The sequence below is a fragment of the Natronospira elongata genome, assembly GCF_034931365.1.
Taxonomy (GTDB): Bacteria; Pseudomonadota; Gammaproteobacteria; order Natronospirales; family Natronospiraceae; genus Natronospira; species Natronospira elongata.
The window spans coordinates 142,727-163,497 of record NZ_JAYGII010000004.1 but is presented as its reverse complement, the minus strand read 5'-3'; the positions used below and the strand labels follow the sequence as shown (position 1 = coordinate 163,497).

General features: G+C 60.8%; 16 protein-coding genes and 1 riboswitch. Of the genes, 10 read left to right on the top strand and 6 right to left on the bottom strand.

Annotated features, from left to right (window positions below; genetic code table 11):
• The first annotated feature begins 20 nt into the window (after positions 1–20).
• Positions 21–692 carry a class I SAM-dependent methyltransferase gene (locus VCB98_RS03625; RefSeq protein WP_346050536.1) on the top strand — a complete coding sequence of 224 codons (672 nt, stop codon included), beginning with the start codon at positions 21–23 and terminating at the stop codon, positions 690–692.
• 103 nt (positions 693–795) lie between these two features.
• On the opposite strand, the gene VCB98_RS03620 is transcribed toward VCB98_RS03625, so the two are convergent.
• Together VCB98_RS03620 and VCB98_RS03615 are read right to left on the bottom strand one after the other, a co-directional pair.
• Positions 796–3,744 carry a delta-60 repeat domain-containing protein gene (locus VCB98_RS03620; protein ID WP_346050535.1) on the bottom strand — a complete coding sequence of 983 codons (2,949 nt, stop codon included), beginning with the start codon at positions 3,742–3,744 and terminating at the stop codon, positions 796–798.
• A gap of 475 nt (positions 3,745–4,219) precedes the next feature.
• A complete protein-coding gene (locus tag VCB98_RS03615; protein ID WP_346050534.1) occupies positions 4,220–4,789 on the bottom strand; it encodes a thioredoxin family protein in 570 nt (189 codons plus the stop codon).
• 189 nt (positions 4,790–4,978) lie between these two features.
• Here VCB98_RS03615 and metK point away from each other — a divergent pair, with 189 nt between their 5' ends.
• The 3 genes from metK (at position 4,979) to VCB98_RS03600 (ending at position 8,245) form a co-directional block, all read left to right on the top strand.
• Positions 4,979–6,157, top strand: a complete 1,179-nt coding sequence (gene metK / locus VCB98_RS03610; protein WP_346050533.1) for a methionine adenosyltransferase — start codon at positions 4,979–4,981, stop codon at positions 6,155–6,157.
• Positions 6,158–6,177: 20 nt separating this feature from the next.
• Positions 6,178–6,255, top strand: a riboswitch (S-adenosyl-L-homocysteine riboswitch).
• Between the two features lie 18 nt (positions 6,256–6,273).
• Positions 6,274–7,689: an adenosylhomocysteinase gene (ahcY, locus tag VCB98_RS03605; RefSeq protein WP_346050532.1), complete on the top strand. Its 1,416-nt coding sequence runs from the start codon at positions 6,274–6,276 to the stop codon at positions 7,687–7,689.
• Positions 7,690–7,801: 112 nt separating this feature from the next.
• Positions 7,802–8,245, top strand: a complete 444-nt coding sequence (locus tag VCB98_RS03600) for an acyl-CoA thioesterase (RefSeq protein WP_346050531.1) — start codon at positions 7,802–7,804, stop codon at positions 8,243–8,245.
• Positions 8,246–8,256: 11 nt separating this feature from the next.
• Here the strand turns inward: VCB98_RS03600 and VCB98_RS03595 are convergent, their stop codons facing one another.
• On the bottom strand, positions 8,257–8,982 hold the full coding sequence (locus VCB98_RS03595; RefSeq protein ID WP_346050530.1) for an SAM hydrolase/SAM-dependent halogenase family protein: 726 nt from the start codon (positions 8,980–8,982) through the stop codon (positions 8,257–8,259).
• A 227-nt stretch (positions 8,983–9,209) separates the two neighbouring features.
• On the opposite strand from VCB98_RS03595, the gene VCB98_RS03590 reads away from it, so the two are divergent.
• The 5 genes from VCB98_RS03590 (at position 9,210) to pyk (ending at position 16,476) form a co-directional block, all read left to right on the top strand.
• Positions 9,210–10,328 (top strand): glycosyltransferase family 4 protein, encoded by a 1,119-nt coding sequence (locus VCB98_RS03590; protein ID WP_346050529.1) that lies wholly within the window; start codon positions 9,210–9,212, stop codon positions 10,326–10,328.
• Positions 10,329–10,498: 170 nt separating this feature from the next.
• Complete coding sequence (gene tkt, locus VCB98_RS03585; RefSeq protein WP_346050528.1) at positions 10,499–12,508, top strand: transketolase; 2,010 nt, start codon at positions 10,499–10,501, stop codon at positions 12,506–12,508.
• 29 nt (positions 12,509–12,537) lie between these two features.
• Positions 12,538–13,545, top strand: coding sequence for a type I glyceraldehyde-3-phosphate dehydrogenase (gene gap / locus VCB98_RS03580; RefSeq protein ID WP_346050527.1), 1,008 nt, complete (start codon positions 12,538–12,540; stop codon positions 13,543–13,545).
• A gap of 82 nt (positions 13,546–13,627) precedes the next feature.
• The gene (locus VCB98_RS03575; RefSeq protein ID WP_346050526.1) at positions 13,628–14,830 is read left to right on the top strand and encodes a phosphoglycerate kinase; all 1,203 of its coding nucleotides are present in this window, start codon (positions 13,628–13,630) and stop codon (positions 14,828–14,830) included.
• Between the two features lie 224 nt (positions 14,831–15,054).
• Positions 15,055–16,476, top strand: a complete 1,422-nt coding sequence (gene pyk, locus VCB98_RS03570) for a pyruvate kinase (protein WP_346050525.1) — start codon at positions 15,055–15,057, stop codon at positions 16,474–16,476.
• A gap of 64 nt (positions 16,477–16,540) precedes the next feature.
• Here pyk and VCB98_RS03565 read toward each other — a convergent pair whose 3' ends face one another.
• Genes VCB98_RS03565 through VCB98_RS03555 form a run of 3 tightly spaced genes read right to left on the bottom strand, consistent with a single transcriptional unit; the run spans position 16,541 to position 18,081 of the window.
• Positions 16,541–17,158 (bottom strand): biliverdin-producing heme oxygenase, encoded by a 618-nt coding sequence (locus VCB98_RS03565; RefSeq protein ID WP_346050524.1) that lies wholly within the window; start codon positions 17,156–17,158, stop codon positions 16,541–16,543.
• Positions 17,122–17,532, bottom strand: a complete 411-nt coding sequence (locus VCB98_RS03560) for an MAPEG family protein (RefSeq protein ID WP_346050523.1) — start codon at positions 17,530–17,532, stop codon at positions 17,122–17,124. Before VCB98_RS03560 ends, VCB98_RS03565 begins: the two co-directional genes overlap by 37 nt.
• Positions 17,533–17,553: 21 nt before the next feature.
• Positions 17,554–18,081 (bottom strand): gamma-glutamylcyclotransferase family protein, encoded by a 528-nt coding sequence (locus VCB98_RS03555; RefSeq protein WP_346050522.1) that lies wholly within the window; start codon positions 18,079–18,081, stop codon positions 17,554–17,556.
• A 203-nt stretch (positions 18,082–18,284) separates the two neighbouring features.
• Between VCB98_RS03555 and VCB98_RS03550 the strand changes: the two genes are divergently transcribed.
• Positions 18,285–20,663 carry a penicillin acylase family protein gene (locus VCB98_RS03550; protein WP_346050521.1) on the top strand — a complete coding sequence of 793 codons (2,379 nt, stop codon included), beginning with the start codon at positions 18,285–18,287 and terminating at the stop codon, positions 20,661–20,663.
• Positions 20,664–20,771 lie beyond the last annotated feature (108 nt).

Below are 20,771 nucleotides of genomic sequence, written 5' to 3'. Positions count from 1 at the left end.
GCCCTGTCGAGGGAGAGCTTATGTCCAATCGCACCACGCCGCTGGATCCACGCCTGCACGAGTATCTGCTCGGGGTTTCCTTGCGAGAGCCCGCGCCCATGCGGGCCCTGCGTGAGGAGACCGCGAGATTACCGGAGCACAATATGCAGATTGCCCCGGAACAGGGCCAATTCATGCAAATGCTCCTGCGGCTGATGGGCGCCAGGCGCTGTATCGAGATCGGCACCTTTACCGGCTACAGTACGCTGGCGATGGCCCTGGCCCTGCCAGAGGATGGGCGAGTGCTTGCCTGCGATCTCAGTCGGGAGTGGACCGATGTGGGTCGGGGCCATTGGCGGCAGGCCGGAGTGGAGGAGCGCATTGACCTGCGTCTCGGGCCGGCGCTGGAGACTCTCACGGGCCTGCTGGAAGACGAGGAAGAGGGGCGGGCCATCTGGGATTTTGCCTTCATCGATGCCGACAAGACCGCCTACGGTGACTATTTCGAATGCTGTCTACGTCTGCTCCGGCCCGGTGGGCTCATCGCCGTGGATAATACCCTATGGGATGGCAAGGTCGCCGACCCGGCCGTGGACGATGCCGACACCCGTGCCATTCGTCAGTTCAACGAGTCTCTATTGGCCGATGACAGGGTCGACATCAGCCTGGTCCCCATTGGTGACGGGCTTACTCTGGCAAGGAAACGGCAGTAAGCATGGCAGTTTCAGAGTGGCTTTACCGATTGGCAGTTGGCAAAGAAAACGCCCGCCACATCTCCGGTGGCGGGCGTCTTTCCAGCATCCTTCGCAAGGCAATCTACCAGATTAGATCGCCGCTTTCCGGATCAAATACGGCGAATCGTTCCCGTGGAGTTCGGGCGTCCTCGTCCGCGCCGCCACCAGCTGAATCGAATGCCCCGCCCACGAAAATCATATCTTCCGTGACATGAATTGCATGAACGGCGCCTTCGCTAGTGCCCGGATTCCAATCGAGCAGATCGCCGTCACCATCCGGGTTGAAGGCAGCAATACCCTGACGGTCCTCACCGCCAGCGCTACTGAAGCCGCCCCCAGCAAAAAGGACACCGTCTTGCTCCGCGAGGCTCCATACGCGGCTGCTGACTTCCACCTCCCAATCCCGTAGCTCTCCGCTCACGGCATCGAAAGCGGCCAGGTTTTCCCGTTCGGGATCCGCCTCATCCCCGTGATAAAAGACACCGCCCACGAACAAATCGCCATCACGATAGAGCAGTGCATGCAGATCGGGCACATTGATTCCCGAGCGGCCAAGTTGGGGAGAGAAGTCCTGATCCAGGCTTCCGTCGCTGAGGTCGAATGCCGCGATCGCGTCACGCTCTTCGTAATCGGATTCGCCGGCTTCGCGTGCGCCGACAAAGGTACCCGCGACGATCAGACGGTCATCAACACGAACCATGTCCCTGATTATCGGATCAGTGAGCGTAGTGCCCTCGAATTCAATGTTCAGATCAGCGCCAACTGTTCCATCATTGGGGTCCAGCGCTGCCAGACTTTCCCGTGACTCGGCCGGTTCACCGATTTCCGTGAACATGCCAGCTGCATAAAGCACCCCATCATTGAACATCAATGCACTGACATTCTGATTGGGGTCGGGTGACCAGTCGATAACACTGCCATCTACCGCGTCTACAGCGGCCAGATTGCTCCGAGGTTCGCCATTGACTTGCTCGAACTGTCCAGCGACGAAGACGGTGCCGTCATGCGCCAGCAGATCACTGACTCCTGCGGGCGTTCCCTGAATATCGGGGGCCCAGTCGGTCAATGTCCCATGTTCGGCGTCAAGTGCAGCCGCATACTCTCTTATTTCGCCACCGAGACCTGTAAATTCCCCGCCAACGAAGAGTTTCCCACCGTTGCTTGCCAAGGCGGTCGCGACATCGTTTGCCGGTGTGCTCCAGTCCAACAGATTGCCCCCCGCCTCGAATGCTGCCAGGTGGCGCCGCTGCTGATGCTCGGGGTCCGGGCCTGATCCGCCGCCAACGCCGGTGAAGCTGCCGGCCACATAGAGAATGTCCTCATTCAGGGCCAAATCGCGGACCGCATAGCTTGTCAGCCCCTGGCCTCCAATCCCCGGATCCCAATCCTCCAGATTTCCGGTAGTAACGTCGATTGTGGCGAGGCGCATACGGCTCTGCGTCCCGGTTTCGTCTTCGAACTCCTGGAACTGTCCACCAACATACAAGGTATCGTCCTCAACCAGCAGTGTGGATACCCTGCCATCAGCTCCTGTGTCAGCCCAGGCGCTGTGAGTTTCACCGGTTTGGGGGTCGATAGCTGCGAAACGTGATTGTGTATCACCGTCAAGTTCGGTGAAAGTGCCGCCGACGTAGACAAGCTCTTCATCAGCGGTGATGGCGTGAACATGGTTGTTTGGTTCCGGAGCCTCGTTTTCGATCAAATCCCCGTCTTCCGCCTGCAGGACGCGAAGATGATCTGGCCCAGGGCCACTAGTAATGTTGCCGCCGATGTAAACACGCTCCTCATAGGTAGCAATTGCATGGACAGCAGGAGAAGCTGGATGACTCCAGTCCTTTACGGCTCCTGTGTGGACATCGAGTGCTGCCACGCCGTTCCGGGAATAATCCGTCTCGTTATGTTCAACTTCATCGAAACGGCCACCGATGTAGAGGGTGTCATCATCAAGCGCCAAGGCGTATACGTTGCTGTCTGTCGACACGTTCCAATTGGGATCCAGGGAGCCATCAGCACGTATTCTCGCCAGATTCTCACGAGGTTCGCCACCGACGGCAGCAAACTGGCCGCCAATGAACCAGCCACCCTGTCCGTCGGGCTCGGCGGCATTGATGGTTCCGTCGATATGAGGTGTTGGGCCACTGAGCTGGCCACTTTCTTCATCCAGGACGCCCCCACCGCCGGTTGCGGCCGAGGCTACTCTCGGGCGGCCGCCGACATAAAGCGTCTCATCGTAGACTTCCATTGCATCGATGTTGCCCCCGAAAGCGATTGGTGTCGGTCGAGCGCCAGCGGCAAGAGATCGTTCGCCGTTGGACTCTACAACGAAGTACCAACTCGTATCTGAGTCAAATTCGTCTGCTATGGCCCCGATTGTGACACTGCCGTCGCTTACATCGACCAACATGCCGCTATCAGCACACAGGGAATAGTTCTCCCAATCACAGTTGGGATCGGAAGAATACTTGATGTCTACCGGGTCGTTACCTTCCCACTCGAGATGCATCTGCATGATGTCGGAGTAGGCAAAGAAGGCCAGACCCATGTCGCAGTCAACCGCAAGCTCGACATCTGTTCCGTCGATTTCGCCTGAATCTGGATCTACCTGGCAAACCCGATCTGTGGGTGCATCGGAGATATCTACCGTCCAGCTCTGCCCATCTTCAAGTTCTTCATCAAAGCTGAACTGGCCGTCTTCTTCGATCGTCAGGCTTTCGGATTGTCCATTTGCGCTCAGGGTCAGTCCCAGAGCGTCGGCACCAAGTCCGTCGACAATGCCGCTGATGCCGAAGCTGTCCGCGTCATCATCATCGTCGTCGTCGTCGTCGTCGTCGTCATCGTCATCGTCATCGTCATCGTCATCGTCATCGCCGTTGTCCGGGTCCGTCACATCTCCATTGCCGGAATCGGAGTCTGAGCTACTGGAGCTGAAGCAGCCTGGCATCAGCAGAGCAATGAGTAAGGCAATTATCAGCGCATTTAAGCGACTTATCCGGGGTGTTTCATTCTGGTTTTCATCGGTGTTGGAATCCATTGTTACTTCTCCCTTGCGCGTGTCGGAAGCCGTCGACGCACTGCGTGCTGCGTGCAAGAACGGGCTTGAGACTTGGTATGCGAAGGAGTGATTTGCGGAGCAATGGCAGGCTGTAAATGATTGCGTTTAGATTGTTAGCAGTTGCCGGGTGCCCGCTACCCCAAAACCCCTCCCCAATACCGCCCAGAACCGTTTCTGGGTCCCCTGCTTCGTCGCTTCTCCGTTGCGGAGACGACGGGGCCAGCGTAGATTTTTGGATCGATGGTTGAACACCCCCCACATGGAGTGCCTCATGGTAAAAGGGAGCTCAAGGGGGCTATGAGCAGTGATTACGACCATGGCGACTGGGGCGATGGTCGGTCCAGCACCTTTGCCGGGGGCTTGCGAAGGCGCTTTCGCGCAAACTAATGTCAGGAAACGTCGTATGTGCTTGCCCAAAAAATGAAGGGAAAAGCCCCCACGTTTGGGGCTGGATTCAGGGCGCAGCACCCCGCCATTTGATGGAGCAGCCCATGCTCGGCTGCTGAGCCTCCGGCTCCGGTCCCTGGCCGGTCTGGGCAATGCGCTTCATGGCCTCGAACAGTTCGCGACGGCTGCTGTCGTCGGCGCGATGGCGGCCGCTGGCATCCAGCCGGCCCCGATACTGGAGCTTCAGTTCGGCATCGAAGCCGAAGAAATCCGGTGTGCAGACCGCCCCATACAGCCTGGCGGTCTCCTGGCTTTCGTCGTAGAGGTAGGGGAAGGTGAAACCGGCTTCCTCGGCCAGAGCCTTCATCTTGTCAAAGCCGTCTTCCGGGTAGGCCTCGGTGTCATTGGACATGATGGCGACGCTGCCGACCTCGTATTGCTCCAATTCCCGGGCATCGCGGACAATGCGGTCGAGGATTGCCTGCACATAAGGGCAGTGATTGCAGATGAACATCACCACCGTGCCCTTGTAACCGCGGCAATCCTCCAGCGTCCAGTCCTGGCCATCCACCCCGGGGAGGCGGAAATCGGGGGCCGGCCGTCCGAAGTCGCAGGCGGGTGTCTCCAGTCTGGCCATGATCCAATCTCCAGTTCAGGCACTGCCCCGGGGCTGGGGCGAGGGTGGTCGGGGCCGTCTGACCCCCCACCGGTCGAGAAAATATGACGCGAATTGTACAATGAGGCATTCTACGCGTTCCATGCGTTTTTGATCCTTTAGCGACGACCGGCCCGGTGTGGCCGGTTTCAACCCGGGAGACAGCCTGGCATGTCGAAAAACTACCTGTTCACCTCTGAGTCGGTGTCTGAGGGGCACCCGGACAAGATTGCCGATCAGGTGTCCGATGCGATTCTCGATGCGCTCCTTGAGCAAGACAAAAGGGCGCGGGTGGCCTGCGAAACCCTGGTGAAAACCGGATTCGTGATCATTGCCGGCGAAATCACCACCAGCGCCTGGGTGGACCTGGAAGATCTGGTCCGTCAGACCATCGTGGATATCGGCTATGACAGCTCCGAGCTGGGCTTTGACGGCCATACCTGTGCGGTCATGAATGCCATCGGCAAGCAGAGTGAGCATATTGCCCAGGGTGTGGACCGGGAGTCCGAGGAAGAGCAGGGGGCGGGTGACCAGGGCCTGATGTTCGGTTATGCCAGCAACGAGACCGATGTGCTGATGCCGGCGCCCATCACCTTCGCTCACCGTCTGGTCCGTCAGCAGTCGGCGGTGCGCCGCAGCGGCAAGCTGGCGTGGTTGCGCCCGGATGCCAAGAGCCAGGTCACTTTCCGCTACGAGAACAACAAGCCGGTGGGCGTGGATACCGTGGTCTTGTCCACCCAGCACGGCCCGGACGTGAGTAACGAGCAGATCCGCGAGGCGGTGATCGAGGAGATCATCAAGCCGGTACTCCCGGCGGAGTGGATCGACAGCAAGACCCGTTACCTGATCAATCCCACCGGCCGATTCGAGATCGGCGGTCCGGTGGGTGACTGCGGCCTCACCGGCCGCAAGATCATTGTCGATACCTATGGTGGCATGGCCCGACACGGTGGCGGTGCCTTCTCCGGCAAGGACCCGTCCAAGGTCGACCGCTCTGCCGCCTACGCCGCCCGGTATGTGGCCAAGAACGTGGTCGCCGCGGGCCTGGCCGAGCGTTGCGAGATCCAGCTCTCCTATGCCATCGGCGTGGCCGAGCCCACCTCGATCAGCGTGGATACCTTCGGCACCGGTCAGGTGGATGATGAGCGGCTGACTGCGCTGATCCGTGAGCATTTCGATCTGCGGCCCTACGGCATCCTCAAGATGCTGGATCTGGTGCGCCCGATCTATCAACCAACCGCCGCATACGGTCATTTCGGTCGTGAAGACGGTGATTTCCCCTGGGAAAAGACCGACCGGGCTGAAACCTTGCGCGAGGCCGCCGGTCTCAAGGCTGCACGGCAGGCCTGATACCAGAAAATCTGTAAGACCGGTCCGAGGAGCGTTGCAACGGGGTAACCCGCCAGGCTCGGAGCGGAGTTTTCTTTTCAGAACGGCGCTCGCTTCACAATCTACGGAGTTGAACTATGAACGCTGTGGTTGAAAAGCGAAATGGTGAAGACTTTCACGTGGCCGATCTGTCCCTGGCGGAATTCGGTCGCAAGGAAATCGCCATTGCGGAAACCGAAATGCCGGGTCTGATGGCCCTGCGGGAGAAGTACGGCCAGGAAAAGCCCCTCAAGGGTGCGCGCGTGGCCGGTTCCCTGCACATGACCATCCAGACCGCCGTGCTGATCCAGACCCTGGAAGCCCTGGGCGCCGAAGTGCGTTGGGCCTCCTGCAATATCTACTCCACCCAGGACCACGCCGCCGCGGCCATTGCCGACAACGGCACGCCGGTGTTCGCCTTCAAGGGTGAAACTCTGGATGAGTACTGGGAATTCACTCACCGGATCTTTGAGTGGGAGGGCGAAGGCGCCAACATGATCCTGGACGATGGCGGTGATGCCACGCTGTTGATCAATCTGGGTGCCGAGGCCGAGAAGGACCCCTCCGTGCTGGACAATCCCGGCGCTGATGAGGAAAAGGCCCTGTTTGCCGCCATCAAGAAGCGCCTGGATGAAAAGCCGGGCTGGTACTCCAAGGTCAAGGCCCAGATCAAGGGCGTGACCGAGGAAACCACCACCGGTGTGAACCGCCTTTATCGCATGCAGAAGGAAGGCACCCTGGATTTCCCGGCCATCAACGTGAACGACTCGGTGACCAAATCCAAGTTCGACAACCTCTACGGCTGTCGCGAATCGCTGGTGGACAGCATCAAGCGGGCCACCGATGTCATGGTCGCCGGCAAGGTTGCCGTGGTCTGCGGCTATGGTGATGTGGGCAAGGGCTCGGCCCAGTCCCTGCGCGGCCTGGGTGCCACGGTGTGGATTACCGAGATTGATCCCATCTGCGCCCTGCAGGCCGCCATGGAAGGTTATCGCGTGGTGGAGCTCGACGATGTGGTGGATCAGGCTGACATCTTCGTCACCGCCACCGGTAACTTCAATGTGATCAGCGCCGACCACATGGCCAAGATGAAAGATCAGGCCATCGTCTGCAACATCGGTCACTTCGACAATGAAATCGATGTGGCCGGTCTCAAGCAGTACGACTGGGAAAATATCAAGCCCCAGGTGGATCACGTGATTTTCCCCGACGGCAAGCGCATCATTCTGCTGGCCGAAGGGCGTCTGGTGAATCTGGGCTGTGCCACCGGCCATCCCAGTTTCGTCATGTCCGCCAGCTTCACCAACCAGGTGATGGCGCAGATGGAGCTGTTCAACAAGCCGGGTGAGTACGAGAACAAGGTCTATGTCCTGCCCAAGCATCTGGACGAGGAAGTGGCTCGACTGCATCTGGACAAGATCGGCGCCAAGCTGACTCGCCTGTCTGCGGAGCAGGCCAATTACATCGGCGTACCTCAGGATGGCCCCTTCAAGCCGGATTATTATCGCTATTGATCCGGGCATGCGGCCATGCACGACCCAAGGGGCCCGATTCTGCGGGCCCCTTTTTTTGCTCCATGCTTCCCGGGGCAAAGAGATCGTCAGTATCAACCAAGGGTGATGAGTCATGTACGAGAAGGATTACGAGATTCGCTGGGTGGATCTGGACCCCAACGGCCATATGCGTCATAGCGCCTATCTGGACTACGGTGCCCAGATTCGCCTGTCGGCGCTGGCTGATGGCGGCTTGACCATGGCCGCAATGGCCAAGCACGGCGTGGGACCGGTCCTGTTCAAGGAATCCATTGAATACCACCGGGAGATCCGTGGCGGCGAGACGATTCGGGTGGGGACTGAACTGACCGGCATGTCCAGCAACGGCAAGCATTGGCGAATGCGTCATGTGATCAAGAAGGCCGATGGGGAGGTGGCCGCTGTCATTGAGGTTCAGGGCGCCTGGTTGGACTTGCGGGCCCGTCGCATCGCGCCGGCCCCGGCAGAGGTGCAGACCGTCGTCGCTGAGCTGCCGAAAGCGGAGGACTACCAGGTCTTTGATTCTTCCAGGCGTTAATCGTCCTGCGCTCAGCCCCTATCCACTGACACCGACGTTCCCACGGTAAGCTCAAGCAGCGCCGCGGCACTGTCCTGGTTCGCGGCGATCTCCACCAGGTCCATGGAATTGCGATACCAGAACGACTGTCCAGGGGGGACATCGCAGAAGCTGCGGGCACGGGTGATGGCTTTTCCGTTGACCATCAGCTGACTGCTTCTGGGGACGTCGTCGGCGAGCAGGCCGGTCACGCAGTTGCCAAATCCATCCACATAGATGATTTGATCGCTGACGCTGTCGGTGGAGACCGGATCGTGGAGGGGCTGGGCGCCTATGGCAGTCGGGCTCATCCCGGTCTGAAGCTGGGCAGCGAAGGGCGCAAACAGGTCGCGGCCGTGGAAACTGGCGGAGAGCTGCTCTGGCCGCCAGGTGATTTCCCACCACTCGTGGCGGCTGGCATGGTCGGCAAGCGGCGCCAGCAGACCGTTGTCGGGTCCCACATAGTAGATACCGTCGGCCAGGAGACAGACCGGGCAGCGTGCCCCGCCCACGCCGGGGTCGACCACGGCCACGCAGATGTCACCTGGCTGGAATTGCCTGCTTAGTGCCCGCAGTAACAGGCCGGCTGCGCCGGGCTCGAAAGAGGGGGCATCATGCATCAAATGGATTGGCGTTTGTTGACTGTGGCGCCGCGCCGCGGCCTCCATTTCGCCAGCGTAAGGGCCTTGCAGGCCGAAATCCGAGAACAGGAATAGCATGAACGATCCCTCCGTTGCCGTCTGTCATTGCCGTCTCGCGGCCGGACCTTGTCCTAGTGTAGCCTTAGCGGGCATAGGGGGCAGCCCTCGGCGCCGGCCGGAGGGCATTTTCTCCGGGCTTTACCGGGCGGGACATCCCGGCTCAGACCGGGTATCCTTGTCAGCTTTGTCGGGGCAGCGTGGAAAGGGATTTTTCGGCCATCCTGGTCGGTCACGTGGAGGGCATTTTGAAGGTCTTATACGTCTTTGAGGAGATCGATGCCGGAGAGCGACACCAGCTTCTGGGCATGGTAGATCACGGCTTGGATGTGCGGGTTATTTGTGATCCGGCAGCCAAATACCAGGATGATCTGCGCCGGGCCGGCATCACCGTCGAGCACATTCAGTGGGGCGGGCGCATCGACCGCGAGGCCATTGCCCGGGTGCGGGCCATTGTCCTGCATGAAAAACCGGCGCTGGTGCACGTGTTCGTCAAGATCGCCTTGTCCAATGTGATTCGCGCCATCCGCGACCTGCCGCCCAAGCTGGTCGCCTATCGCGGCATCGTGGGTAATCTGCACTGGTTGAATCCCTCCTCGCGGCGGAGTTTTCTCAATCGCCGGGTGGACGCCATCATCTGTGTCTGCGAGGCCATTCGCCAGGATCTGCTGGCCAACCGTTTTCTCGGCTGGCGTGTGCCCATGGAGAAGGTGGTGACCATCCACAAGGGCCATTACGCGGACTTCTGGCGCAAACCGCCGCTGCGTCTGTCCGATTACGGTGTGCCCGGGGACGGTCCGGTGATTGGCTGCGTGGCCCAGATGCGCAAGCGCAAGGGCATCCCGGCACTGATTCATGCCCTGGAGCAGCTGGAGAATCCTCGCGCCCGGCTGGTCCTGGTGGGGGATGTGGCGGACCGGGAAGTGGCCCGCTGTATTCGCCAGAGTCCGGCCAGGGATCGCATTCATCAGCTGGGATGGCAGGATGATGCTTCGCGGATTGCCGGCGCCTTTGATATTTTCGTGCTGCCGGCCTTGCGCCGCGAGGGCTTGCCCCGGGCCGTCATTGAAGCCATGTGTCAGAACGTGCCGCCGGTGGTCACCCGTGCCGGTGGTAGCCCGGAGCTGGTCGAGGATGGCGTTAGCGGCCTGGTGGTCCCGCCGGGCGATGCCGATGCGCTGGCTGGCGCCCTGGGCAGCCTGCTGAGTAATCCCGAGGCCCGCCGGCGCATGGGCCAGGCGGCGGAACAGCGAATCCGCGAATGCTTTACGCCGGAGCGCACAGTGCGCGAGACACTGGCTTTGTACGAAAAGCTCACCGGCTGGCGACCTGCGCAAGCCGCGCCAGCCCTGGCCCAGCAGGGCTGAGCCAGTCGCGGCCTTGCCGTTTGGGCGCCAATCCGCGAAAATAGGCGCTTTAATTTTTCCGTTGCGTCTCCATCCTCCCCGCCATCGGCGCCGCACAGGCCGTGGCCGGTCTGGCCGGCTGTAGCCGTTCCAGTGCCGGGGTGGGCTGCCATCGTACTCAGGGAGCTTGCATGCCCTCACGCCGAGAACTTGCCAACGCCATTCGTGCCCTGAGCATGGATGCGGTTCAGAAAGCCAACTCCGGTCATCCCGGCGCCCCCATGGGCATGGCCGATATTGCCGAAGTGCTGTGGAACGACTTCTTTCGGCACAACCCGCTCAACCCCAAGTGGGAGGACCGTGACCGCTTTGTGATGTCCAACGGTCATGGCTCCATGCTGGTCTATTCCCTCCTGCACCTGAGCGGATATGAGCTGCCCATGGAAGAGATTCGCAACTTCCGTCAGCTTCATTCCATGACACCGGGGCACCCCGAGTACGGCTATGCGCCGGGCGTGGAGACCACCACCGGTCCTCTGGGACAGGGTCTGGCCAATGCCGTGGGCATGGCCCTGGCGGAGAAGGTCCTGGCCGCCCGTTTCAATCAGCCTGGCTTCGATATCGTCGATCACTTCACCTATGTCTTCATGGGGGACGGTTGCCTGATGGAGGGCATCTCCCATGAGGCATGCTCCCTGGCAGGGACCATGGGGCTCGGCAAGCTGATTGCCTTCTATGATGACAACGGCATCTCCATCGACGGCGAGGTCGACGGCTGGTTCACCGACGACACGCCCAGGCGTTTCGAGGCCTATGGCTGGCATGTGGTCCGCGATGTGGATGGCCACGACGCCGAGGCGGTGCGTGCGGCCATCGAGCAGGCCCGTGCCGAATCCGACAAGCCCAGCATCATCTGCTGCAAGACCGTGATTGGTTTTGGTTCCCCCAACAAGAAGGGAACCGCTGGCGTCCACGGTGCCGCCTTGGGCGAGGACGAAGTTGCGGCGGCCCGCCAGGAACTGGGCTGGGAGCACCCGCCGTTTGAAGTGCCCGATGCCATTCGTGGCGGCTGGGATGCCCGCGCCAGGGGACAGGAAGTCGAGGATAGCTGGCGGGCACTGTTTGAGAATTATCGTCAGGAACATCCCGCCCTTGCGGCTGAATTCCAGCGGCGCATGAATGCTGAACTGCCCGGTGACTGGGAGGCGGTGGCCGGTGAGTTGCTGACCGCCATGGATCGGGATGGTGAGAAGATGGCCACCCGCAAGGCTTCCGGCAAGAGTCTCGATAGCCTGGCCCAGGCGCTGCCTGAGCTCATCGGTGGCTCCGCGGATCTCAGCGGCTCCAACAACACCCAGTTCAAGGACGCCCGCACGGTGACCGCGGCGGATCCGGATGGCAACTACATCTACTACGGGGTTCGGGAATTTGCCATGTCGGCAATGGTTTCCGGGCTGGCTCTGCACGGGGGCTTCATTCCCTATGCCGGCACTTTCCTGACCTTTTCCGATTATGCCCGCAATGCCGTGCGCATGGCCGCGCTGATGAAGGTGGGCTCCATCTTCGTCTATACCCATGATTCCATCGGCCTGGGCGAGGATGGGCCGACTCACCAGTCAGTGGAGCACCTGGCCTCCCTGCGCATCATCCCGGACATGACCGTGTGGCGTCCCTGTGACACCGTGGAAACCGCGGTGGCCTGGCAGGATGCCATCGAGCGACGCAACGGGCCCACCTGTCTGGCGTTGTCCCGCCAGGGTCTGCCCTTCCAGGCGCGTGACGGGGAGACCATCGGCAACATCCGGCGTGGCGCCTATGTCCTCTCTGACAGTGATGGCAAGCCCGATGTGATTCTGATCGGCACCGGCTCGGAAGTGGCGCTTTGTACGGAAGCCGCCAAGGGCCTGCGCGAGGAAGGCTTGAAGGTTCGCGTGGTGTCCATGCCTTCCAGTTGTGTCTTCAAGCGCCAGGATGCGGCCTATCGCAAGAGCGTGCTGCCGCCGGATGTCGCCGCCCGCGTGGCGGTGGAAGCCGGCGTCAGCGACGGCTGGCAGCGCTGGACGGGGGATGCCGGGGCCGTGGTCGGCCTGGACCAGTTCGGTGAATCGGCCCCCGCCGAGGACGTTTTCAAGCATTTCGGTTTTACGGTGACGCGGGTCATGGACACCGCGCGCGATGTACTCAAGAATCTCGACAGCTGATTCTCAGGAACCTCCAAGGGAGAGATGACATGGCGATCAAGGTAGCAATCAACGGTTACGGCCGCATCGGCCGCAATGTTCTGCGTGCACTTTATGAGGCTGGCCGCACCGATGAAATCCAAATCGTGGCGATCAACGATCTGGGTGATGCCGCAACCAATGCCCACCTGACGCGTTTCGATACCGCCCACGGCCGTTTCCCGGGCGAAGTGAAAGTGGATGGCGACTACCTGGTCGTCAATGGCGACAAGATCAAGGTCTGCGCCGAGCGCGATCCGAGCAAGCTGCCCTGGGGCGATCTGGGCGTGGATCTGGTGATGGAGTGCACCGGTCTGTTTGCCAGCAAGGACAAGGCCTCCGCCCATATCCAGGCCGGCGCCAAGAAGGTGTTGATTTCCGCTCCCGCGGGCAAGGACCTGCCCACCATCGTCTACGGCGTCAACCACGACAGCCTGACGGCCGATGACAGCGTGGTCTCCAACGCCTCCTGCACCACCAATTGCCTGGCCCCCCTGGTCAAGCCCCTGAACGACAAGGTGGGCATCGAGTCCGGGCTGATGAACACCATTCATGCCTACACCAACGATCAGGTGCTGTCCGACGTTTATCACAAGGACCTGCGCCGCGCCCGTTCCGCCACCATGTCCATGATCCCCACCAAGACCGGCGCCGCCGCCGCCGTGGGACTGGTGATGCCGGAACTCAACGGCAAGCTGGACGGTTTCGCTGTGCGTGTGCCCACCATCAACGTCTCCATGGTGGATCTGAGCTTCACCGCTTCCCGCGAAACCAGCGTCGAGGAAATCAACGGCATCCTGAAGGAAGCCGCTCAAGGTCCGCTCAAGGGTGTTCTGGCCTATACAGAAGACCCGCTGGTTTCCGTGGACTTCAACCACGATCCGGCTTCTTCCACCGTGGATGCCGGCCTGACCAAGGTCATCAACGGCAACCTGGTCAAGGTCTGCGCCTGGTACGACAACGAATGGGGTTTCTCCAACCGTATGCTGGACACCGCACTAGCCGTGATGAAGGCCTGAAGCGACCCCAGGCCGGCATGAGTCCGGGCGCCGGTTGCTGCCGGCGCCCGCATTTGTTTTTGGCAAACCAGGGAGGCTGGCGATGACCATCCTCAAAATGACGGAACTGGACCTTAGTAACAAGCGCGTTCTCATCCGCGAGGATCTGAATGTGCCGGTCAAAGACGGCAAGGTGACAAGTGACGCCCGCATCCGGGCCTCGCTGCCCACGATCAAGGCAGCATTGGACGGTGGTGCCCGGGTAATGCTGATGTCCCACCTTGGCCGACCCACGGAAGGGGAATATGACGAAAGCCAATCCCTGGCACCGGTGGCGGAACGCCTGACGGAATTGCTCGGCCGCAAGGTGCGCCTGGTCAAGGACTGGATCGATGGCGTGGCAGTCGAGGAAGGCGAGGTCGTTCTCTGCGAGAACGTTCGTTTCCTCAAGGGCGAGAAAGCCGATGACGAGGGCCTGGCACGGAAGATGGCCGCCCTGTGTGATGTCTTTGTCATGGATGCCTTTGGTACCGCCCACCGCGCACAGGCCTCGACCCATGGCGTCGCCCGCTTCGCCCCAGTCGCCTGTGCCGGACCGCTGCTGTCTCGGGAGCTGGAGGCACTGGGCCATGCCCTGGAGAACCCCAAGCGTCCCCTGGTGGCCATCGTTGCCGGCTCCAAGGTTTCCACCAAGCTGACCGTGCTGGAAAGCCTCAGCAAGGTGGTGGATCGACTGATTGTCGGTGGTGGCATCGCCAATACCTTCATTGCTGCCGCGGGTCATGACGTGGGCAAATCCCTGCACGAGCCCGATCTCATCCCCGAGGCCAAGCGCCTGATGGAGCAAGCCAAAGCCAAGGGCGGTGAAATTCCGGTTCCCAGCGACGTGGTCGTGGCAACCGAGTTCGATGCCAGCGCCGAGGCGGACGTGAAGAAGGTCGATGAGATTGCCGCCGATGAAATGGTGCTGGATATTGGCCCTGATACCGCCGAGGCCTTCGCCGAAAGCCTCAAGGAAGCCGGTACCATAGTCTGGAACGGTCCGGTGGGTGTGTTCGAGTTTGATCAGTTCGGACAGGGCACCCGCATACTGGCCGAGGCCATCGCCGATTCCTCCGCCTTTTCCATCGCTGGCGGCGGTGACACGCTGGCCGCGGTGGACAAGTATGGCATCGCCGATCGGGTATCCTATATTTCCACCGGTGGCGGGGCCTTCCTCGAATTCCTGGAAGGCAAGACGCTACCGGCGGTGGCCATTCTTGAAAGCCGTGGCAGCGAGCAGGCCGCCGCAGCTGGACATGGCTAGGGACGGTGGACAGTTCCAAGTGAACAGCTCCCATACGAAAACACCGCCCGAAGGCGGTGTTTTCGTATGGGAGCGTGAGGAAGGTTCTGCCTAGCTGTGCCTTTACCCGAGATTCCTTTATTCTCCTTGAACGTCTAGCCTGTTAGTCTGAAGAAATATCAATCCAGGTGATGCCGCTTCGCCGGCACCGCCTGTCGTCATTAACCTGCTGACTGTTCTTTCACATGCCAAGAAGAACCAAGATAGTTGCAACCCTGGGCCCGGCCGTCGCAACGGTTGATAAGTTGCGACAGTTGGTGGCAGCCGGGGTGGATGTCATGCGCATCAATTTTTCCCATGGCCAGGCCGAGGATCACGGTCGCCTGGCGGCGATGGCCCGGGAGGCGGCCGCGGCAGAAGAACGGGATGTGGCCCTGCTGGCGGATCTTCAGGGGCCCAAGATCCGCATAGACGGTTTCCGCAACGGCCCGGTGGAATTACGTGATGGTCAGCGCTTTGTATTGGATTCCAGTCTGGGCCCCAAAGGTGGCGACGAGACCCAGGTTGGCCTGACCTACAAGGGCCTGCCCGGCGATGTCCAGGCTGACGATGTCTTGTTGCTGGACGATGGTCTCATTGCTCTGCGCGTGGAGAGTGTGGAGGGGCAGCGGATTCATACCCGGGTGGAGATCGGCGGGCGCCTGTCGGACAACAAGGGCATCAACCGTCAGGGCGGGGGGCTGTCGGCGCCTGCCCTGACCGGGAAGGATCGGGAAGATATCCGTACCGCCGCGGATCTGGATGTGGATTACCTGGCAATCTCCTTTCCCCGCTCCGCCGAGGACGTGGATCAGGCCCGTTCCTTGCTGAGAGAAGCTGGCGGCCAGGCCGGCATTATCGCCAAGATCGAGCGATCCGAGGCGGTAGAAGCTATCGATGAAATCATTATGGCCAGTGACGGGGTGATGGTGGCTCGTGGCGATCTAGCGGTGGAGATCGGCGACGCGGAGCTGCCGGCGGTCCAGAAAATGATCATCCACCAGGCTCGGGACCTGAACCGGGTCGTCATTGTGGCCACTCAGATGATGGAATCCATGATTACCCAGCCGCGACCTACCCGGGCGGAAGTGCTGGATGTGGCCAATGCGGTCATGGATGGCACTGATGCCGTCATGCTGTCTGCGGAAACGGCGACGGGGCAGTATCCCGTGCGCGTGGTGGAGGCCATGGAGCGGGTTTGTGTCGGCGCGGAGAAGCAACCCCGGACACAGCGCTCCCGGCATCGTCTGGATAGCCGCTTTGAACGGATTGACGAAGCCATTGCCATGGCCAGCATGTATACAGCCAATCACCTGGATGTGCGTGCCATTGTTGCCTTGACCGAATCAGGCTCCACCCCGCTTTGGATGTCCAGAATCCGTTCCGGCATTCCCATTTATGCCTTGACGCGCCATGAGCGAACCCGGCGGCGGGTCACCCTGTATCGAGGGGTTTATCCCGTTCCCTACGACATCCTCCACCATGATCCCAAGAAAATTCTTGAGGATGCAGCGGATGTGTTGGTGAACATGGGGGCGGTGGAAAAGAAAGAGCTTCTGATTTTCACCAAGGGTGACTTTGAAGGCGTGGCCGGAGGGACCAATGCGATGAAGATTCTCAGGGTCTAAGGGGTTAGGGGTTAGGGGTTAGGAAAAGATTCTTTTCGACTCCTGAACCCCTCACCCTTGCCCCTCACTGTTTTCTCTCAAGTGAGCAGCGTAGCCATTCGTCCAGGCCCGAGAAACCCTGCCATGCGGCCTGACGCATCAACTGCTCGTCTTCCTCTGACCAGTGGTTACCATCCAGCCAGTCCAGAAAGCGCTGCCATTGCATGTGCCGGCTGCGACCATAGGCGGTAACGAAGCGGATCGCATCACGACAGTGCTGCGGCAGGGCCAGGCAGAGGTGTTTCTCCACCACTTCCCCGTTCCAGGCGATGTACTCGCTCATGAAGCAGGCGCCAACCGCCTCCGGCAGACACTGAATGCGTGGCAAAAGGGCCAGTGGCGCGGCGGGGCCGGGCATGGCACCGAGTGCTTGCAGGTCCTGTTCCAGCCACGCAGCCTTATTGAGCCGAAGCTTTGCCAGCCCGGCCATGAGCCACTGCTGGCGGCGTCGAATCAGGGTTTCCAGGATGAGGTAGTAGCCGTGAAAGGCAGCAAGAAGATTGCGGTAGGCATGGGGCTCCACAAGATCCGCGAAGGCGCGGACGAACAGGGGGTTGCGCTCAAAACGCTCCCTGATCTCAGCGGTCTCCGATAGCAGGTAATGACTCAGGTCTGTCCCTGACTCAGAGGCAACGCCAGCCATAGCAACATTCCCGCCATTATGATCAGTGACAACCAGGTGAGAACCATACCCCAGAAGCGACCAAAACTGATACCGCCAGAGCGACTCAGGCCCCAGGCATGCAGGAAGCGCCCCAGCAGCAGGCCACCACCCAGTAAATGCAAAAAGCCAACGTGAATGCCCTGAATTTCCAGCAGGGCGAGCAGAAGCAGCCCCAATGGCAGGTTCTCTACCGCATTGGCGTGGGCGCGCATGGCCAGGGCGATATCCTCTCGGCCACCACTGTTGATGCCAACCCGGTGGCGTCGCCTCAGGGGCGGGATACGGCCGGCCAGGGCAAGCAACAACAATGCTCCCAGGCCCGCATAAAGACTGCTTACCGGTAGCCAGATCATGTTTGTCCCCTCAAGGCTGGGTCAGAGTGTCGCGGTCTCGTTCAGTTGGGTTTTCAGGTTCGGATTATTGTCCAGCATACAGGCAACCAGATGGTTCTGATAATCCGGCGGCAGAGCGTGTTCCCGTGCACCCTCAAGGATATGACGGACATAGTGCCATTGGGTGAGCAGGTCCTGACGAGGCTGGCGGGGGTGATAGGTTTGGATGTTCTCGGGGAAATCCTTGCCATCTGCGCTGAGCAGTTCCACAGGGCCCCGCCAATAATCCCGCCCCTCATCTTCTATGGCATCCAGTGTGGGATGGTCGGCGGTTTCGCTTCGAACAACGAAGTGATGTGGAATGTCATAGACCACCCCCCAGACGGGCCGTTCACCGCCGGGCAGGATGCCGGCGGCAGCGCAATCGTTGATGCCACCCCAGACTGGAAAGCAGAATTGATAGGGGTGTCGGGTACGGGCTATGCCAACGACACGGGCGGCGCCGCCCAGCCGCTGGCGGCTGTTCAGGCGTCGGGAAGAAAGATTGGAGCCATACTGGAAGACAAGCATTCGAGCCCCCCTGATTCAGCGTCTACTGAGCCGGCCGAGTGGTTTTGACCCGCCAAGAATAAGCACGGAGCCGGTTTCTCGGCAAGGATTGATCCCCTTCGTCGGTCAGTTTGGTCATTGATGCGACTAATTGGATTCGCCAGAGAATCGCCCCCGCCCGCAGCTTGTGCCAGAATCCCGGTGAGGCACCGAAGGAGGAGGCGATGGTTAAGCGCATCATGATATGGGGTGTGGGCGGATTGGGCCTGACGGTGGCCCTGCTGATCGCAGTGGCCTATTTGCTATTGCGCGCCAGCCTGCCGCTCACAGATGGTGCTTACTCGGTCCCCGGACTCACGGCCCCGGTCACGGTATATAAGGATGCGCAGGGTGTGCCCACCATCAAGGCGGCAGACCTGGATGATCTCGTCCGTGCCAGCGGTTTCATCCATTCCCAGTCTCGCTTTTTTCAGATGGACACCCTGCGACGTTCGGGCGCGGGTGAAATGGCGGCCCTGTTCGGTGAGGTGGCAGTGGATTTTGATCGGGAGCGTCGCCGCTGGCGGGGCCGTGCCCTGGCCGAACAGGCACTCGAAAACCTGAGCGCAAAAGAGCGGGCCATGTTGGGTGCCTATACCGAGGGGGTCAATGCCGGCCTGGAGGCCCTGGCAGCCCGGCCGCCTGAATACTGGCTGCTGCGCACCCGTCCCGAGCCCTGGCAGGAAGCCGATAGCCTGCTGGTAAACCTGGCCATGTACTTCTATCTCACCGATCAGCGGGCCATGCGTAGTCTGCGAATGGCACAGATGGCGGATGCCCTACCCAGCGAGGTGCTGGCCTTTCTGCTTGACCCTGCCGACCCCATGGATGCCCCCATCGTCGAGGAGCCCTATCCGGCGCTACCGCCAGTGCCCTCGGTCGAGGCCCTGGATACTCGTCAGTTCGAGGATGTGGTGACCGATCCGTGGCGGCTCTTCCGTGGCGAAGAACCTCTGGTGGGCAGCAATAACTGGGCGGTAAGTGCCGAGCTGGGGCCGGATGGTCGCGCCTTGCTCGCCGGGGATATGCATCTTGGCCTGTCACTGCCCAATACCTGGTACCGACTTCGCCTTGAGTTGGACGGTGAGCGGCAGCTGAATCTCAGTGGCGTCAGTCTGCCGGGAACGCCTGGGATTATCGCAGGTAGCAATGGCTGGGTGGCCTGGGCCTTTACTAACAGTTACGGCGAGTGGTCGACCCGGGTGCGCCTCGAGCGCCATGAGCCGGACGATGATTCGCCGGGCCATTACCGCCGACCCGGAGGTAGTGCTCCCATTGAAGAACATGAGGAACGGATTCGAGTTCGGGGCGGTGAGGATCGCCTTGTGCATTACCCCTGGACCGAGTGGGGACCAGTGGTGTCGACCGCCGGCGACGATGAACATGTGCTGGTCTGGAACGGTGCCCTGTCGGGCGCCCTCAATATGGATTTTCTGGGTCTTTACCAGGCGCGGGATCTTGAAGAGGCGAGCAAGGCGGCTGCCGCACTGGGTATGCCGCCCCAGAACATCCTCATGGTGGATTCCGCTGGTGACATTGGCTGGACGATTGCGGGGCGGATTCCCAGGCGGGGAAACTGGCAGCAGCCCGGGGAGCCCCTACCCCTTTCCAGCGAGTTCCAGCTCAAGGGTGGCTGGTTGCCAGCCGCCGACTATCCCCGCCTTTTGCGTCCCGATCATCAGCGTCTCTGGACGGCCAATGCGCGGGTCGCCGGGGGAGAGGATCTGAAAAAAGTGGGTGACGGGGGGTACCCCATTGCTGCCCGCCAGCGGCAGATCCGTGACCGCCTGTTCGAGCAGGAAAGCTTTGATGAAGCCGATATGTTGGCCATCCAGCTCGATGACGAAGCCCGGTTGCTTTATGAATGGGTCCCACTGGCCCTGGAAGCGGTGCGGGCCGGGGAGTCCACTGTCGGCAGGGATCGTTTCCACCAGGCAGTGGCCCGCTGGCATGGTCATGCCTGGCCCGAATCGACCGGCTATCCCTTGCTGCGGGATTTCCGTCAGGCGGTTCATGGCCGGGCTTTGGGGCCGCTCCTGCACCCGGTGCTCAAGGCCCATCCGGATTTCGACATGCGCCCCATCCTGAAGCGGGAGCGAGCAGTGCGCAGCCTCCTGGAGGTTCAACCCCCTCATCTTTTGCCGCCTGAGGATGACGATTGGGAGGCGCTGCTGGTATCGGCGATGGATGCCGTGATCGACAATCATGGCCTGGAGAATTCGGATACGGAATTGGTTTCCTGGGGCGAGCGAAACCGGGTTGAAATCCAGCACCCCTTCGGAAGCATGAATCCACTGCTCCGGCGCTGGCTGAATCTGACCCCGGCGGCCCTGCCGGGCGACAGCAATCTACCCAGAGTGCAGTTGGGGAATTTTGGTGCCTCTCAGAGAATGGTGGTCAGCCCCGGAGATGAACAATCAGGGATCTTTCATATGCCCGGAGGCCAAAGCGGTCACTTTCTTTCACCCTGGTACCGTATGGGGCATGATGACTGGAAGTCCGGGAGGTCCAGCCCTTTCCTCCCCGGTGACCCCCAATATGAGCTGCAACTGAGGCCAAAATGAGACATGAAACCCGGGACAGTCGACCCACTGGCTCAAGGTCTGAGGCCGTACCGTCATCCCTTAGCCACAGGATTTATGGCGGGCTATTGCTCCTGTTGATCGCCGCGT

Excerpts from the sequence above, each read along its gene's own strand:
- VCB98_RS03615 (WP_346050534.1), bottom strand. The coding sequence starts at position 4,789 with ATGGCCAGACTGGAGACACCCGCCTGCGACTTCGGACGGCCGGCCCCC.
- pyk (WP_346050525.1), top strand. The coding sequence starts at position 15,055 with ATGCCAAGAAGAACCAAGATAGTTGCAACCCTGGGCCCGGCCGTCGCA.
- gap (WP_346050527.1), top strand. The coding sequence starts at position 12,538 with ATGGCGATCAAGGTAGCAATCAACGGTTACGGCCGCATCGGCCGCAAT.
- VCB98_RS03595 (WP_346050530.1), bottom strand. The coding sequence starts at position 8,982 with ATGCTATTCCTGTTCTCGGATTTCGGCCTGCAAGGCCCTTACGCTGGC.
- ahcY (WP_346050532.1), top strand. The coding sequence starts at position 6,274 with ATGAACGCTGTGGTTGAAAAGCGAAATGGTGAAGACTTTCACGTGGCC.
- VCB98_RS03560 (WP_346050523.1), bottom strand. The coding sequence starts at position 17,532 with ATGATCTGGCTACCGGTAAGCAGTCTTTATGCGGGCCTGGGAGCATTG.
- VCB98_RS03625 (WP_346050536.1), top strand. The coding sequence starts at position 21 with ATGTCCAATCGCACCACGCCGCTGGATCCACGCCTGCACGAGTATCTG.
- metK (WP_346050533.1), top strand. The coding sequence starts at position 4,979 with ATGTCGAAAAACTACCTGTTCACCTCTGAGTCGGTGTCTGAGGGGCAC.
- VCB98_RS03565 (WP_346050524.1), bottom strand. The coding sequence starts at position 17,158 with ATGGCTGGCGTTGCCTCTGAGTCAGGGACAGACCTGAGTCATTACCTG.
- VCB98_RS03555 (WP_346050522.1), bottom strand. The coding sequence starts at position 18,081 with ATGCTTGTCTTCCAGTATGGCTCCAATCTTTCTTCCCGACGCCTGAAC.
- VCB98_RS03620 (WP_346050535.1), bottom strand. The coding sequence starts at position 3,744 with ATGGATTCCAACACCGATGAAAACCAGAATGAAACACCCCGGATAAGT.
- VCB98_RS03575 (WP_346050526.1), top strand. The coding sequence starts at position 13,628 with ATGACCATCCTCAAAATGACGGAACTGGACCTTAGTAACAAGCGCGTT.
- VCB98_RS03550 (WP_346050521.1), top strand. The coding sequence starts at position 18,285 with ATGGTTAAGCGCATCATGATATGGGGTGTGGGCGGATTGGGCCTGACG.
- tkt (WP_346050528.1), top strand. The coding sequence starts at position 10,499 with ATGCCCTCACGCCGAGAACTTGCCAACGCCATTCGTGCCCTGAGCATG.
- VCB98_RS03600 (WP_346050531.1), top strand. The coding sequence starts at position 7,802 with ATGTACGAGAAGGATTACGAGATTCGCTGGGTGGATCTGGACCCCAAC.